Here is a 15,895-nt window from a genome sequence, read left to right on the forward strand (position 1 = left end):
TCGGCAGGCTCAGCCCGAACGGTGTGGGGGGCGGGCGATCATCGTCTCCAATCCGCTTGGGGAGCCGAGGCCCGCCCCGCTCGGAGGCGGAGCGGCTTCTGGAGCCCGCCTATTTCTCCAGCATCACGTTCAGGATCGCGGAGCGGCCGCCTTGCACGGCGGCGACCGCGTCGGCCAGCGCCCGTTCCAGTTCGGCGGGGTCGCTCACCGCGGCGCAATGCATGCCGAACGGCTCGCCAAAGGCTTCCAGCGGCGGCTGGCCGGAGAGGTCGACGCCATATTCATAGCCGCCCGCCTTCGTCACCCCGTCCGGGTAGAAGCGCATATGGTTGTAGTGCATCGACAGATATTTGCGGTTGTTGAACACGAGGATCAGCACCGGCAGATCATTGTTCCGCGACGCCGCGAGCGCCTGCACGATCGGGTTGTAGAGCAGCGAGCCGTCGCCCACGGTCAGCACGACGAAGCTCTGCGGCGCGGCGAGCTTCACGCCCAGCGCGACGCCGATGCCCTGTCCGAGCCCGCCCTGCACATAGAAATAGCGATGGGGCTCGTCCCAACTGAGATGCTGCTGCACGATGCGGCTGTGGGTGATGGTTTCATCGACGAAGATCGTGTCGTCCGGCACCGCCTCGCGCAGGGCGGCGACGAGGCCGGGCGCGGTGATGCGCGGGCTGTCCTTCGCGGCGGCTTCCGCCCTGGCGATGCGCTCGCGCTGCGCCTTGTGCGTTTCGGCATGGCGCGCGCGGCGGGACGCATGATCGGCGGGGGCGGCCTGTTCGGCGGCGCGGCGCAGCGTGTCGGCGATCTCGCCCTCGATATAGCGGTCCGCGAACAGCACCTGATAGACCGACTGCGGCCGCTGCGGCACCGGATCGATGACGATGGTGCGCGCCTGCGCGGGCTTGTTCGACGGCGCATACCAGGGCGCGCGGCAGGCGACCAGCAGCACGAGGTCGGCCGTGTCGCGCAGCGCGCCGATCTCATTGCCGAGATAGAGCGGATGCTCCTTCGGGAAATTGCCGCAGACGGTCGACTGGGGCTCGATCACCGGGATGCCGAACGCCTCGGCGAACTGCACCAGCGCGTGGAAGCCTTCGGGATCGCGCCCGGCGGATTCGGTCATGATGACCGGCTCCCTGGCCGCACGGATCGCCTCGACCAGCGCGTCGATATCCTCCTGCGGGCTGATCTTGCGGGCGGGCGGGGCGACCTGCATCGGGAAGGGCGAGGGTTTCCATTCCTCCAGCAGCACCTCGACCGGCGCATTGAGATAGACAGGGCCGCGCGGCTGGCGCTGGCTGATCTCGCCCGCGCGCTTCACCATCTCGTAGAGGGTTTCGATGCCGGGGATCTGGTTCGACCATTTGACGAAGGGCGCGGCGAGCCCGTGCGGCCCGCCGACGATCGACAGGTTGCGATACCATTGCGAGCCGGGATCGACGCTTTCCCGCTCGCCATAGCTGTTGGCCTCGGAGGAGAAGACGAGCATCGGCACCTCGGCCAGCAGCGCGCCATGGATGCCGCAGGCGCCCTGCAACAGCCCCGGCGCGGCATGCAGCAGCACCGCCTGCATCCGCCCGGTGACGAGGCCGTAGCCGATCGCCATGTCCACCGCGAGCGTTTCGTGCCAGAGGTCGATATAGCGCGGGCCGGGCGCGCCCGCCTCGGCCTGGCGCGCGACGGCTTCCCACAGCGGCGCCCATTCGGAACCGGGCGAGGAAAACACATAATCCACCCGGAGGTCGCGAAACGCCTCCAGCAACCCTTCGCCGCCATCCTGATAGATACGCCCCGTCATGCTCGCTCCTCTGGCCGGACCTTCGCCCCGATGCGCGGGACCGATCCCGTTCTTCTCCATTCCGTGAAAAGTCTCAACCGTGCCGGGGAGGGGGGAGAAAGTCCCTCCCCGGTTCCGGTCGCGTCAGGCCGCGGCCTGCTCGGCGGTGACCGGCCAGTCGAGCGCCTTGCAGATGCCCAGGCCCATCACCTGCTCCAGCGCCTCCTGCGACAGGCCCATATGCTTGGTGAAATGCTCGACCGTCTGGAGGTAGGTAAGGCCCTTGGCGTCCATCAGGCGGGTGAGGTCGGTGCCCCAGAAGCAGCGATCCGGCCCCATGCGCTCGATCATCTTACGGACATAGCCGTTGATGTTCTCATAGGGATAGGGGTGGGTCGAATAGCCCGGCACCGCCGACACCTTGACGTGGATGTTCGGGTGGACGTGCAGGTCGGCGGTCTCGTCCATCCAGTAGCCGATCGCGTCGTCCACCGAGCGGGCGAGGATGCCCATGTGGTCGATGATCAGCTTGAGGCCGGGGTGGCGGGCGGCGATCGCGCCCATTTCCGCCTTCCAGATCGGCGCGTGGATCATCAGCGGCAGCTGCAGCTCCTCGGCCAGCGGCCAGATCCAGTCGCAGGTGCCGTCGATCATCCAGTTGCGGTCCTGCGGGCGGTGGAAGGTCAGGCGCAGGCCCTTGATCGCGTCCACGGTGGCGAAATCGCGCATCATCGCCGCGCCTTCGACCGGGTCGTTCTGGACCACGCGGGCCATCACGCAGAAGCGGTCGGGGTGCTTTTCCGACGCCTCGATGCCGTAATCGACGCGATCGCCTTCCCACGAGGGCGGGACGATGCAGACGCGGTTCACGCCCGCGCTGTCCATATGCTCCAGGCATTCCTCATAGGTGAAGGGTTCGAGGCGGTGGCCGTTCAGCACCATGCGCTCGCGCGCGCCGGGGATCCACGGGCGGTCCGGGGTTTCTTCCTTCCAGATGTGAATTTGGGAATCAACGATGAACATGGGTGTTCCTTTTCCTGTGAAAGCTGATTTTGACTATTCCGGTCGATTGGAAATTACATCTGGCCCAATCTTGGCCTTTGCGTTCATGCCCGGTTGACAATGGACCCGGCTCAGGCGGCGCCCTGCGGCGCCTTGGCCGCTTCCCGCGCACCGGCGGCCGCTCCCCCTTCCAGATCGGTCTTGCGCGCGGTGGTGAGGGCGAGGATGAGCAGACCGGCGACCAGCGCGACGGGCGCCATCACCAGCACCGCCTGGTTCTCCGAGGATCCCCTGCCGATGAAGCCGCCGATCAGGATCGGGCCAAGCACCGATCCGATCCGCCCCATCGCCACCGCTATGCCGACGCCCGATCCCCGTCCGGCCAGCGGATAGAGGCGCGGTGCCACGCCGTAGAGCGAGAATTGCGCGCCCAGCACGCCGAAGCCGACCAGCCCCGCGACCAGCAGCAGCGCCGCCGGCGTCTGGGTATGGGCGAAGACGAACAGGCTGGCGGCGGTGGTGAGGTAGAGGCCCAGCATCGGCCAGCGCACGCCGTGCCGGTCGATCAGCCGGCTGATCGCGATGCCGCCGATGATCCCCCCGACATTGAGCGCGATGATCGCGTTGAGACCGACGAACCTGGGCAGGCCCTTGCCCATGACGAGCAGCGGCGTCCAGCTGAGCAGCACCGAGAGCAGCGCCAGCGTCACGATGAAGGCGAGCCAGAGCAGCACGGTTCCGGCCGCGCGCCCGTCGTGGAACAGCGCCTGCGCGGTGGTCAGCGCCTTTGCCCCGCCGCCACCTTGCCCGCGGCCATGCGCCGATCCGCCCGGCTTCGTTTCCGGCAGCCCCCAGACCAGCAGCGGCGCGACCAATATGGTCAGCGCCCCGCCGATCAGGAACAGGCTCTGCCAGCCATAATGGGAGGCGATGGTCTGGCCGACCAGCGCGGAGATGATGCCGCCGGTCGGCTGGCCGCAGATCATCGTGGTGACGGCGCTCGTCGTCTTGCCGCCGCCGGAAACCTCGGCCACCAGCGCGATCAGCGTCGGCATCGCGCCGCCCAGCCCCACGCCCGCGAGGATGCGGATGACCAGCAGGGATTCGAAATTATACGCATAGGCGGTCGCCACCGTGAAGATGCCCAGCGCCAGCACCGATCCGATCAGCGCGGGCTTGCGCCCGAACCGGTCGGCCATCCAGCCCCCGGCGATCGCGCCGAAGGCGAGGCCGATCAGGCTGGCGCTGAAGAACCAGCCGATCTGGCCGGGGCTGAGGTTCATCGCCGCGCGCAGTTGCGGCCCGGCGGAGGAAATGACCTGCAGGTCGTATCCTTCCAGCACGGCGACGAGAAAACAGAGCGGCATGGTAAGCCGCGAAGCGGGCGACGCCGGTGAAGGTCCGGTCCCAGGCTGCATCCGAAAATCTCCTTATCCTGTCGTTCTGATGGCCTAGCATAGTGCGACTTGGCCGGTCCCGAACCCGCGCAATCCGCGAAACTAATGTTCGTGTGGCGTGACCAATCCCGGTGGGTATCAATCAATATATTGAAAATATTCGGATATTTCCGGTTTCAGGGTCAAGCCGGAGGAGCGGGGCGTAATTGACAATCGACGGGGCAAGGCAGACCTCGTCTCCATTCCCATGGAGAACAGAGGCAAAAGGACAATGAGCGAAGAAACCGGCCCCACCATCGTCAAGATAGAGGATGTCCGCGTCCTCGAACGCGGCAGCGGCATCCGCACCTGGCCGCTCATCACCCACCACAATGCGGCAGGCGCGAAGTTCACCACCGGCATGAGCGTCTATCCCAGAGGTGAGGGCGCGCCGATGCACTGCCATAATTGCGACGAGCAGGTGACCTTGCTGGAGGGCGTGGGCGAGGTGGAGATAGACGGCGTGGTGACGCCGCTGGTGCCCTATGATTCCACCTATATTCAAGCCAATAGGCAGCATTGCTTCCGCAATCGCGGCGATGGACCGATGCGCATTCTGTGGATATACGCTTCGCAGAATGTCACGCGCACCTTTGGCGACACCGGCGAGACCGTGGAGCATCTCTCCGCCGCCGACCTCATGGGCGCGCCGGACGAATAAGGCGCCGGGACGGATATCGTCACCGGCAGCAGCGGGGGGAAGAAGATGGACCGTTTCATGACCATGACCACCTTCGTGCAGGTGGTCCGCAAGTCCAGCTTCACCTCCGCGGCGCGCACGCTCGGCATATCGCGGGCGCTGGTGTCTCGGCACATTGCGGAGCTGGAGGCGCATCTGGGCGTGCGCCTGCTCAACCGCACGACGCGCTCGATCAGCATGACGGAGGCAGGGAAGGATTATTTCGATTTCTGCACCCGCATCCTCGACGAGATTTCCAGCGTCGAGGGGCAGATCACCGACCGCAATGACGAGGCGGAAGGCAATTTGTCGGTGATCGTGCCCAAATGGATCGGCAGCATGGATATCGCCGATGCCGTCACCGAATTCTGCCTCGCCTATCCCGGCATCACGATGAACCTGCATCTGGGCGGCATGTCGCAGAAAACCTATGATTTCATCGAGCGCGGCTTCGACGTCGCGCTGCACACGCGCAATATTCCCGACTCGCTGGTGCGGGTGAAGAAGATCGCGACGCTGCATTATGCGATGGTCGCGACGCCCGGCTGCATCGCCCGGCACGGCATGCCGGAGCATCCCCGCGACCTCGCCGAAAAGCCCTGCATCACGCAGGATACCGACCAGAGCTGGCGCTTTCTCGCCGGGGATACGACCCTTACCGTCAAGGGCAAGGTGGCGGCGTCGTCCAACACCTATCTGGTGCTGCGCAAGATGGTGCTGGGCGGGCTGGGCTTCGGCGTCCTCCCGCGCCAGATGGTGCGGGAGGATATCGTCGCGGGCGAGCTGGTCGACGTGCTGCCGGAATATCCGCTGCCCGAACGCCCGCTCTATGCGGTGTTCGCGCCCGGCGGCACGCCGCCCAAGAAAATCCGCGTGTTCAACGAATTCCTGTCGCGCTGGTTCAAAAAGCATCCGATCGAGTGAGTTCCGGCATCGGCTGACTCAATCGGAAAACGCGACGATCTCGCTGTGCTCGACCACCGGGGCGGCGGCGAAATACTGCCCCACCGTCGCCCGCCATGTCTGGAAATCCTCTGACTCGCGGAAGCCGATGATGTGGTCCTCCAGCCTGTCCCATTCGACCAGCAGCTGATAGCGGCCGGGCACCTCGATCACCCGGCGCAGCGACATGGCGCGGCATCCCTTCGCGCGGGCGAACAGCGGCCGGCACCGGCCCACGCCTGCCTCGAACGCGGCTTCCTGGCCCGGCACTATGTCGAAAATCGCAACTTCCAAGATCATGGGACTTCCTCCTTTCCCCCTGCATGGCCGCACCGGGCGGCGGATGCAATTTCGCCGCGCGCCGGATTGGTCATGCTGCGCGTCTTATAGGTTTACCGCTGATCCCGTTGTCATCGGCGCGGGCCGCCCATAGCGTCCCTGTTCATGAACGACTTCATCATCATCGGCGGGGGGATCGTCGGACTGGCGACGGCCCTCGGCATATTGGAACGCTGCCCCGGCGCCTCGCTCGTCCTGATCGAGAAGGAGGGGCAGGTCGCCCGGCACCAGACGGGGCATAACAGCGGCGTCATCCATTCCGGCATCTATTATGCGCCGGGCAGCCTGAAGGCGCAGCTGTGCCGTGAGGGGGCGAGCGCGACCGTCGCCTTCTGCCGCGACAACGGGATCGACCACGAGGTCTGCGGCAAGATGATCGTCGCCACCAACGATCTGGAGCAGGGGCGCATGAACGCGCTCTTCGCCCGCGCGGCGGAGAACGGCATCGAGTGCGAGCGGATCGACGCAGCCGAGCTGAAGCGCCGCGAGCCCAATATCGAGGGGGTGGGCGCGCTCTACATCCCGTCCACCGGCATCGTCGATTATCCGGCGATGTGTCGCGCGATGGCGCGACGGATCGGCGAGCAGGGCGGGGAGATCGTGCTGGGCGCGGGCGTCACGGCGATCGAGGAAGGCCCGGCGGGCGTCACCGTCCGCGCCGGGGAGCGCACATGGCAGGCAAGGCAACTGATCGCCTGCGCCGGGTTGCAGGCCGACCGCATCGCCCGGCTGGGCGGCATCGTGCCCGATTTCCAGATCATCCCGTTCCGGGGCGAATATTATCGCCTGCCGCCGGAAAAATCGGGGATCGCCAAGACGCTGGTCTATCCCGTGCCGGACCCGGACCTGCCGTTCCTCGGCATCCACCTCACCCGCATGATCGACGGCGGCATGACGGTGGGGCCCAATGCGGTGCTGGGCTTCGCGCGGGAGAAATACGCCAAATTTTCGTTCGACCTGCGCGACGTGGCGACCTATGCGCGCTTCCCCGGCTTCTGGCGGGTGATCGGCGCCAATCTTTCCTCCGGCCTTGTCGAGATGCGCAATTCGCTGTCCAAGCGCCATTATCTGGAGGCCTGCCGCAAATATTGCCCGCAGCTGGAACTGGACGACCTCCAGCCGGAAGAAGCGGGCATCCGCGCGCAGGCGGTGATGCGGGACGGGGCGATCGTGCATGATTTCCTCGTCCGCACCACGGCGCGGTCCGTCCATGTCTGCAATGCGCCGTCGCCTGCCGCGACCTCCGCGCTGCCGATCGGGGGGATGATCGCCCGCATGGTGCTGGAGCAGCGGGAAACACTGGGATGAGCGATAGCGACGCGCCCTTCCGCCTCGTCGCCGCCCGGTCGGGCCGTGCGCTGGAAGTGGGCGTGGACCAGAGCATCGCCGAGGCGCTCGCCGCGGTGGGGGTGGAGGCGCGCACCGGCTGCCTGGGCGGCGGCTGCGGCGCCTGCATCACGCGGATCGTGCAGGGAACCGCCGACCATCGCGATGCTTATCTGACGCAAGAGGAACGGGACAGCGGCCTCATCGCGATCTGCGTGTCGCGCGCGCTGGGGCCGGAACTGGTGCTCGACATATGAGGAGAGGAGAAGGCGCGATGGAGGAAGAACGCAGGATCATCCGCATGCGTCATGAAACGAGGCGCCGCACACTGACCGTCGCGGCGCGGGAGCAGGTAACGCCGAACCTGCTTTCGATCCGGTTCACCAGCGACGAACTGCACGATTTCATCTCGGCCTCGGCCGACGATCATGTGAAGCTGTTCGTGCCGGACGCGGCGCGGGAGGGGGAGAGGCCGCCGATGCGCGATTATACGCCCCGGTCCTTCGACGCCGACGAGGGCGAGATCGTGATCGAGTTCGCTCTGCACGACGACCCCGGCCCGGCAACGGCCTGGGCTATGGCGGCGCGGCCGGGCGACAGCATCCAGATCGGCGGGCCGCGCGGGTCGGTGGTGATACCGGACAGCTATGACTGGTATTGGCTGATCGGCGACGAGACGGCGCTGCCCTCCATCGCCCGGCGCATTGGGGAATGGCCCTATTGCAGCATCTATGCGCTGGTCGCGGTGACGGGGGCGGAAGAGGAAATCGCATTCGAGCGGCGTCCGGGCCTGACCGTCGACTGGGCGCATCGCCCGGCCGCCGCCGCGCACGACCCGGCAGCCCTGCTCGACCGGATACGGGACCGGCCCTTCCCGCAAGGGGACGGCTTCATCTGGATCGCGGCCGAGGCGGGCGTCGCCAGGGCGCTGCGCCAGCATGTCCTCGACCGGGGCCATCCCCCCGCGCGGATGAAGGCGGCGGGATATTGGACCCACGGCGCCGCCGATACCACGGAACGTTTCGACTGACACGGGAAAGGACGGGACGCCCGCATTGCAGGGCTTGCCGCGAAAGGGAAAGATATGAACGAGAAACTGGCCGGGCCCGCCGCGCTGGCGCAACGGAGACGTCAGCAGCCGCCCACCGCCTATCCGGCGGCCCGCCCGCGCGTGGCGGGATCGGGCGTGGGGTCGCGTGCGCTGGCGGCGGCGCTGCTCTATGCCGGAAGCGCGGCGGCGCGGCGGAAAGGGGGCTGATCGCTCCCGCCCCGGCAATGCGAAGATGGATAGTGGCAGGATGACAGGTTGACCGGGTCGAGGATTTCGCCCAACCCTGTCGGCCCATGCATAGTCTGCATTTCACTGCTTGTCGGAGCAAATCGAAATGGAAATATCCCGCAGGTTCAACCGTCTGAAACGCGCCTCGGCGCCGCTGGCGCTCGCGCTGGCGATCATGGCCGCGCCGCAAGGGATGGCGCAGACCGGCGACGGCCCGGCCGCCGGCGTCACCACCCAATTGCCGCGCGGCGTCGTACCCGGCCATTATGCGATCCGCGTTACGCCCGATGCGGCCAATCTCCGCTTCACCGGCGAGGTGACCATCGACCTGACGCTGGCGCAGGCGACGAACGCGATCACGCTGAACGCCGCCGACCTCGCTTTCGCCTCCGCCGCCATCGCCCCCGAAGGGAAGGGCAAGGCCGCGAACGGCACGGTGGCGGTGAATGCGGCCGCGCAGACGGCGACGATCCGCTTCGCCAAGGAGCTTGCGCCCGGCAAGTACAAGCTTTCCATCCGCTATTCCGGCGTCATCAACCAGCAGGCCAATGGCCTGTTCGCGCTGGATTACAAGGACGGTTCGGGCGCGGACAAGCGCGCGCTCTTCACCCAGTTCGAGGCGCCCGACGCGCGCCGCTTCGTGCCGAGCTGGGACGAGCCGAGCTACAAGGCGACCTTCGACCTGTCGGTCGTCGTGCCCAAGGGGCAGATGGCGGTCGGCAACATGCCGATTACGCAGAGCACCCCGCAAAAGGATGGCTCCACGCTCGTCACCTTCGGCACCACGCCCAAAATGTCGACCTATCTGCTGTTCCTCGGTCTGGGCGAGTTGGAGCGGATGACGACGAAGGTGGGCGAAACCGAGCTGGGCGTCGTCACCGGCAAGGGCAATGTGAAGAAGGCGCAGCTCGCGCTCGACGCCTCGGCGGAGATATTGCCCTGGTTCAACGACTATTTCGGCGTCCCTTTCCCGCTGCCCAAGCTCGACAATGTGGCCGGGCCGGGACAGAGCCAGTTCTTCTCCGCAATGGAGAATTGGGGCGCGATCTTCACCTTCGAGCGCGCAATGCTGGTCGATCCCAAATCCACGTCCGAGGCGACCCGGCGCACCGTCTATGAAATCGTCGCGCATGAAATGGCGCATCAATGGTTCGGCGATCTCGTCACCATGGCGTGGTGGGACGACCTTTGGCTGAATGAGGGCTTCGCCAGCTGGATGGCCACCAAGGTCACCGACAGGATGAAACCCGAATGGGACATGTTGCTGACCCGCGTCGACGGGCGGGAGCGGGCGATGGGCCTCGATGCCTATGCCACCACCCATCCGGTGATCCAGCAGGTGCGCACCGTGGACGAGGTGAGCCAGGCGTTCGACGCGATCACCTATCAGAAGGGCGAGGCGGTCATCACCATGCTGGAAAGCTTCGCCGGCGAGGATGTGTGGCGTGAGGGCATCCGCGCCTATATGAAGGCCCATGCCTATGGCAACACCGTCACCAACGACCTGTGGACGGCGGTCGAGAATGCGGGGGCGAAGGGGCTGACCGCCATCGCCCACGACTTCACGATGCAGCCGGGCATTCCGCTGGTGAAGGTCGATGCCGCGCAATGCGTGAACGGCACGACGCGGCTCGCCCTGTCGCAGGGCGAGTTCAGCCGCGACGCGAAGGACAAGACGCCGCTGAAATGGCACGTGCCGATAAAGGCGCAGGTGGCGGACGGCGAAACCCGCTCGATGATCCTGGAAGGCAAGGGCACGCTGGAGCTGCCCGGTTGCGGCGCCTATGTGGTCAATCTGGGGCAGGCGGGTTATTATCGCTCGCTCTATCCGGCGGAAAATGTCGCTGCACTGGCGAAGGACTTCACCAAGCTCGCGCCGATCGACCAGAGCGGCCTGCTCGCCGACAACTGGCAGTTGGGCCTCGGCGGCTATCAGCCGATGAGCCGGGCGATGGATCTGGTCGATGCGGTTCCTTCCGACGCCAGCGACATCATCCTCGCCGACCTGCCCGCCTATATGAACGGGCCGCGCGACATCTTCGTGGGCGACGAAGGGACGCAGAAGCGGATATTGGCGTATAGCTCGGCCAAGCTGACGCCGATCCTCACCCGCATCGGCTATGACGCGAAGGAAGGCGAGGGCGCGCAGGTGCCGGTGCTGCGCCAGAGCATCATCGCCACGCTGGGCGGCATGGGTGACGAAGCCGTGCTGGCCGAGGCGCGCCGTCGCTTCGCCGCGCTGGAGGAGAACCCGGCCGCGCTCGACGGGCCGCTCAAGTTCGTGTGGCTGGGCGTCGTCGCCCAATATGCGGACCAGCCGACATGGGACAGGCTGCGCGCGATGGCCAATGCCGCGCCTTCCGCGCTGGAGCGGAGCCAGCTCTTCACGCTGCTGGGCCGCGCGAAGGACCCGGCGCTGGCGGAACAGGCGCTGAAGCTCGCGCTGACCGACGAGCCGGGCAAGACGACCAGCGCCGCCATCATCGCGGCGGTGTCGGTCGATCATGACCGGCGCGCGGTCGATTTCGTGCTCGCCAATCGCGAGAAATATGAGGCGCTGATCGACGTTTCCGCGCGTAGCCAGGCGCTGGCGCGGCTGGGCGGCAATTCGGCCGACCTTGCAATGGCGGACAAGCTGAACGCCTATGCCGACCGCTATCTGACGCCGGAATCGCGCAAGGTGATCGACCGCGCCATCGCTGCGATCCGCACGCGGGTGGTGACCTGGGCGCGGCTGAAGCCGGAGATCATCGCCTGGCTGGACGCGAAGGAGAAAGCGGGCGCGGCGCGCAGGCGCTGACGGCGAGGCGCGGCTTTGCCTCGCTGGACGCGTAACGGCAGGAGGAAAGGGCGGGGCTTTGCGGCCTCGCCTTTTTCCTTTGCGCACATCGCTAAGGAAAATCGTCATGCTGAACTTGTTTCAGCATCCATCAAGCCCAACAGGCCCTTGGTCAGTTCGACGAAATGGACCCTGAGCCGAAGGCCAGCGCAGCTAAACAAGTTCAGGGTGACGATAAGGGGTGAGGCCGACCAATCAGGCGAAAGCAACAACGCCGCCGGCATCTGCTCGACCCACAAGAAAAGGGCGGCCCCATGTGGGTGCCGCCCTCTCTTTTTCGGAAGGATCCGAAAGAACCCGCGTATCGCGGAACCGAATTACTTCAGTTCGACGGTCGCGCCAGCTTCTTCCAGCTTCTTCTTCAGTTCTTCGGCTTCCGCCTTGCTCACGCCTTCCTTGACGGCCTTGGGCGCGCCTTCGACGAGCGCCTTGGCTTCGGTCAGGCCGAGGCCGGTGATCGCGCGGACTTCCTTGATGACGTTGATCTTCTTGCCGCCGTCGCCGGTCAGGATCACGTCGAATTCGGTCTGCTCTTCGGCGGCCGGAGCGGCGCCGCCAGCGGCGGGAGCAGCAGCGACCGCAACGGCGGCGGCAGCCGAAACGCCCCACTTTTCTTCCAGAGCCTTGCTGAGTTCAGCGGCTTCGAGGACGGTGAGAGCCGAAAGCTGTTCGACCAGAGCTTGGATATCAGCCATGTTTAACCATTTACCTTTCTGGGCGGGGCGTGGCCCCTGATACTAGAGTGAAAACAAAGAAATTGGGTATGCTCAGGCGGCTTCTTTTTCCGCATAAGCATTGAAGACCCGCGCCAGCTGCGCGGCGGGAGCCTGGGCGATCTGGGCCAGCTTCGTTGCCGGGGCCTGAATGAGGCCGACAAGCGTAGCGCGCATTTCGTCCAGCGACGGCATCGAGGCGAGCGCCTTGATGCCTTCCGCGTCGAGCAGGGTGCTGCCCATCGCTCCGCCAACGATTTCGATCTTGTCGTTGGTTTTCGCGAACTCGATCGCGACCTTGGCGGCGGCGACCGGATCGGCCGAAGTGGCAAGCGCGATCGGACCAGTCAGCATGTCGCTGAGCTGCTCGTACTGCGTATCCTTCAACGCGATCTTGGCGAGGCGGTTCTTCGTAACCTTGAAGGTAGCGCCGGCATCACGCATCTTCTGCCGCAGGGCCGTCGACTGGGCGACGGTCATGCCGAGGTTGCGCGTCACCACGACGACCCCGATTTCGGCAAAAGTAGCATGCAGCGTGGTCACCACCTCAGATTTCTGGGTACGATCCATGCCATTCTCCAGTTACGTCCTGCCGGACCATCCGGCAGGATGAAGCGGCCATGCCGGGGCATGACTGCGAATTGTCCGAAGGGGGAAGGATCAACCGCGCACTCTGACCCCGAAAGGGCAGGAGAGGCAGGGCCGGAAACGGTGCGCAAGGGCACGCGGCCGGCAAGAAACTTGTCCCCGTCTAGGCCGGGAATTAAGAAGGGCCAATTCCCTTCACCGACTGTCTCGGACGGCGCATCGAGGGGGAAACCCCGCAATGCAGGGCCGCCCTTAGCGGATGGCGGGGCGCTTGTCCAGCCCCCTCGGCTCCGCGCGGGCTCAGCCGGGGTAGCTGATCTCCATCACCTCATATTCCTTTTCCCCGGCGGGCAGGCGGACGGTGCGCAGGTCGCCCGGCCCCGCGCCGCGCAACGCGCGGGCGAGCGGTGCGTCCCAGCCGATGCGCCCGGCGCCGCTGTCCGTCTCGTCATTGCCGACGAGGGTGACGGTGCGCCGGTTGTCGTCCTCGTCCGCGATGGTGACGGTGGCGCCGAAGAAGACGCGGCTCTTGTCCGGCTGCCGCGCGGGGTCGACGATGCGCGCATCCTTCATCTTGCGCGCGAGGCGGCGGAGCTGGCCGTCGATCTCGCGCATGCGCTTGCGGCCGTAGAGATAGTCGCCATTCTCGCTGCGGTCGCCATTGCCCGCCGCCCAGCTGACGATCTCCACGATCTTCGGGCGCTCCTCGCCCAGCAGCCGGTCATATTCGGCGCGCAGCGCGGCGAAGCCCTGAGGCGTGATGTAGTTGGTCTTTCCCTGCATGACGGCGGCGCGTCTATCAGCCCGGCGTGGTCTTGCCCAGATAGAAGCTCAGCGGCGCGGCGGGTAGCTTCGTGCCGTTCTTCTCCGCGCGCATAGCGTCGTAGACGACCGCATTCTCCAGCACCCGCTGGACATAGTTCTTCGTTTCGTAGATCGGGATGTTCTCGATCCAGCGGAGAATGTCGACGCCGGGCTGGCGCGGGTCGCCATTGGCGGCGAGCCATTTGTTCACATTGCCGGGTCCGGCATTATAGGCGGCGACGGCCAGCGGATAGCTGCCCCCATAATAATTGAGCATGCGGCGGAAATAGGTGCTGCCCAGCTGGATGTTGTAGCTGGTGTCGGTGGTGAGGCCGCCCAGATTGTAGGACAGGCCGATCTTGCCCGCCGTTTCCCGCGCGGTGCCGGGCATCAGCTGCATCAGGCCGCGCGCGCCCGCATGGCTGACGGCGGCCTTGTCGAACTGGCTTTCCTGCCGCGATATCGCATGGATCATCGTCCAGTTGCCGCTATGGTCGCCGGGCACGCTGATGCTGGGGAAGCTCGCCGTCGCATAGCTGGTGCTGCCGTCCGGGCGGGCGCGGCGGCCGACCATCACGCCGAGGTCAGGGCGGCCGATCCGCGTCGCCAGCTCATTGGCCAGCACCCGGTCGCTGTCCGTCGTCACATTGGCGGCGATGGCGCGCAGGAAGGTGCTCTGGTCCTGCCAGCGGCCCATCGTGCCGAGCGCGCGCGCGGCCCGGACGAGGGAGTTCCGCTCGAACATGCTGCGTTCCTCGGCGCTGACCTGCACCCGGTCGGCGATCGCGGTCGGCGCGGTGATGCCCTGGCCGAGGCGCTCGCGCGCCAGCTGGCCGTAGAACTGGTCGGGATAGGCCGACGCCATGGCGAGATGGCGGTTGCCCTCGGCCGCGTCTCCGGCGTTGAACGCGGCGCGGCTCGCCCAGTACCAGCCCTTGGTCATGGTCTGGGGCGAGCGGGCGGCGGTGGCGTAGCGATCGAACATCGCCATCGCCTCGCGCGGGCGGTTCAGCTGGTAATAGGCGGTCGTGCCCGCCAGCCAGGCGAGGCTGGTATAATCGTCGCGCTCGCCGATCGGGCGCAGGCTGACGTCGGTGCCGGCGGGATAGGCGTCGTCCAGCTTGCTGGCGATGTCATAGGCCGTGGTCCACTGATTGTCGTTGGCGGCGGCGCGGGCATGGGTCAGCAGCACCTCATACCATTTCTCGACATTGGCGGGACGCACGGCAAGCGGCGGCCGTCCGGCCAGCAGCGAACGGGCGAGGATGCTGTTGCCGCTGTCGCGCAGCCAGGTCGCCTTGTCGGCGAGGAAGCCGGCATGGCCGCGCGCATAGGGTTCCGCCGCCTGCATCTTCGCCGCGGCGTCGGCGGCGTTGCGCTGGAAGGCGATGCGGGCCTCCGCGATCGGGCGCTCGTTGGGCGAGAGGAAGGGCAGCGCCCGTTCCGCCGAGGCGGGGTTGCGCGCCCACAGCGCGGCATCGGCATGGGCGTCCTGATCGGCGGCGGTGAGCGCGGTGCCGAAGAGGGAGAGCAGCTGCATCTCGTCCTGCGGGGCCATCGCGCCCATGCGCCACGCGGCGCGGGCGGCCTCGCGCGCCTCGGCGGCGCGGCCGGTGGCGGACAGGGCGAGCGCGTTGCGCGCCTGCCCCGTAGCGCTGCGGGCCGGATAGCGCTGGAAGAAGGCGACGACGCTCGACGGGCTGTAGCTCATCGGGTTGATCGAGCTTTCGGCGAGGCGGCGCATCCGGTCCTCGGCGGGCCAGCCGGGGTTGGCCATCAGGAAAGAGGCATAGGCGTCGAAGCCCAGGCCGTCGCTCTGTTGCAGCGCCTTCCACCGGTCCACCGTGGCGATGATCGCGCTGTCGCCGGTCTGCGCGATGGTGCTGCGCGCGGCGTTCCAGTCCGATCCGGCCTGCGCCGGGGCGGTGGAGGAGGAAGAGGATGCGGAAGGCGTGACGCCGGGCAGCGGCTGCACAATTTCCTTGCGCCCGCTGTTGATCTGCGCAACTGCAACCGACGCAAGCGATACGACGCCCAGAAGCGGAAGATGGCGAAGCTTTATCCGGTTGGTGAACGTGCTGGACATGGCCCTGATCTGAAGCATCCCTGTTGGCGGTGATCGATTGGAAGATTATGGCATAACGATGCTTATGCCCAGATGAATGATC

Annotated in this window: 15 protein-coding genes; 7 read left to right on the forward strand and 8 right to left on the reverse strand. The window is 66.4% G+C overall.

The genetic code is table 11. The annotated features are described in order from the left end of the window. Positions 1–109 precede the first annotated feature (109 nt). From GGR43_RS14190 to GGR43_RS14200, 3 genes are all read right to left on the reverse strand, one after another. A complete protein-coding gene (locus GGR43_RS14190; RefSeq protein WP_188072648.1) occupies positions 110–1,801 on the reverse strand; it encodes a thiamine pyrophosphate-binding protein in 1,692 nt (563 codons plus the stop codon). Between the two features lie 123 nt (positions 1,802–1,924). Further along, entirely contained in the window at positions 1,925–2,803 is an 879-nt protein-coding gene (locus tag GGR43_RS14195) for an amidohydrolase family protein (protein WP_188072649.1), read from the reverse strand. Positions 2,804–2,913: 110 nt separating this feature from the next. Next, positions 2,914–4,200, reverse strand: coding sequence for an MFS transporter (locus tag GGR43_RS14200; RefSeq protein WP_188072650.1), 1,287 nt, complete (start codon positions 4,198–4,200; stop codon positions 2,914–2,916). A gap of 250 nt (positions 4,201–4,450) precedes the next feature. Here GGR43_RS14200 and GGR43_RS14205 point away from each other — a divergent pair, with 250 nt between their 5' ends. Together GGR43_RS14205 and GGR43_RS14210 are read left to right on the forward strand one after the other, a co-directional pair. Next, complete coding sequence (locus GGR43_RS14205; protein ID WP_188072651.1) at positions 4,451–4,879, forward strand: cupin domain-containing protein; 429 nt, start codon at positions 4,451–4,453, stop codon at positions 4,877–4,879. A gap of 57 nt (positions 4,880–4,936) precedes the next feature. Beyond that, positions 4,937–5,821, forward strand: a complete 885-nt coding sequence (locus GGR43_RS14210) for a LysR family transcriptional regulator (protein ID WP_223177463.1) — start codon at positions 4,937–4,939, stop codon at positions 5,819–5,821. A gap of 18 nt (positions 5,822–5,839) precedes the next feature. Here the strand turns inward: GGR43_RS14210 and GGR43_RS14215 are convergent, their stop codons facing one another. Further along, positions 5,840–6,139, reverse strand: coding sequence for an antibiotic biosynthesis monooxygenase family protein (locus GGR43_RS14215; protein WP_188072653.1), 300 nt, complete (start codon positions 6,137–6,139; stop codon positions 5,840–5,842). Between the two features lie 144 nt (positions 6,140–6,283). On the opposite strand from GGR43_RS14215, the gene lhgO reads away from it, so the two are divergent. The 5 genes from lhgO to GGR43_RS14240 all read left to right on the forward strand — a co-directional run bounded on the left by lhgO (position 6,284) and on the right by GGR43_RS14240 (position 11,583). After that, positions 6,284–7,486 (forward strand): L-2-hydroxyglutarate oxidase, encoded by a 1,203-nt coding sequence (gene lhgO, locus GGR43_RS14220; protein WP_188072654.1) that lies wholly within the window; start codon positions 6,284–6,286, stop codon positions 7,484–7,486. After that, entirely contained in the window at positions 7,483–7,761 is a 279-nt protein-coding gene (locus GGR43_RS14225; RefSeq protein ID WP_188072655.1) for a 2Fe-2S iron-sulfur cluster-binding protein, read from the forward strand. The genes lhgO and GGR43_RS14225 overlap by 4 nt, the downstream gene beginning before the upstream one ends. A 17-nt stretch (positions 7,762–7,778) precedes the next feature. Then, the gene (locus tag GGR43_RS14230; RefSeq protein ID WP_223177464.1) at positions 7,779–8,534 is read left to right on the forward strand and encodes a siderophore-interacting protein; all 756 of its coding nucleotides are present in this window, start codon (positions 7,779–7,781) and stop codon (positions 8,532–8,534) included. Between the two features lie 54 nt (positions 8,535–8,588). Further along, a complete protein-coding gene (locus GGR43_RS14235; protein WP_188072657.1) occupies positions 8,589–8,762 on the forward strand; it encodes a hypothetical protein in 174 nt (57 codons plus the stop codon). Between the two features lie 127 nt (positions 8,763–8,889). Beyond that, complete coding sequence (locus tag GGR43_RS14240; RefSeq protein WP_188072658.1) at positions 8,890–11,583, forward strand: M1 family metallopeptidase; 2,694 nt, start codon at positions 8,890–8,892, stop codon at positions 11,581–11,583. 356 nt (positions 11,584–11,939) lie between these two features. Here the strand turns inward: GGR43_RS14240 and rplL are convergent, their stop codons facing one another. The 4 genes from rplL to GGR43_RS14260 form a co-directional block, all read right to left on the reverse strand. Then, complete coding sequence (gene rplL / locus GGR43_RS14245) at positions 11,940–12,317, reverse strand: 50S ribosomal protein L7/L12 (protein WP_188072659.1); 378 nt, start codon at positions 12,315–12,317, stop codon at positions 11,940–11,942. 72 nt (positions 12,318–12,389) lie between these two features. Then, a complete protein-coding gene (rplJ, locus tag GGR43_RS14250; protein WP_188072660.1) occupies positions 12,390–12,905 on the reverse strand; it encodes a 50S ribosomal protein L10 in 516 nt (171 codons plus the stop codon). A 318-nt stretch (positions 12,906–13,223) separates the two neighbouring features. Continuing rightward, entirely contained in the window at positions 13,224–13,706 is a 483-nt protein-coding gene (gene greB, locus GGR43_RS14255) for a transcription elongation factor GreB (protein ID WP_188072661.1), read from the reverse strand. A 16-nt stretch (positions 13,707–13,722) separates the two neighbouring features. Next, a complete protein-coding gene (locus GGR43_RS14260; protein WP_188072662.1) occupies positions 13,723–15,813 on the reverse strand; it encodes a lytic transglycosylase domain-containing protein in 2,091 nt (696 codons plus the stop codon). Between the last annotated feature and the right edge of the window lie 82 nt (positions 15,814–15,895).

Source organism: Sphingobium jiangsuense (assembly GCF_014196495.1).
GTDB lineage: Bacteria > Pseudomonadota > Alphaproteobacteria > Sphingomonadales > Sphingomonadaceae > Sphingobium > Sphingobium jiangsuense.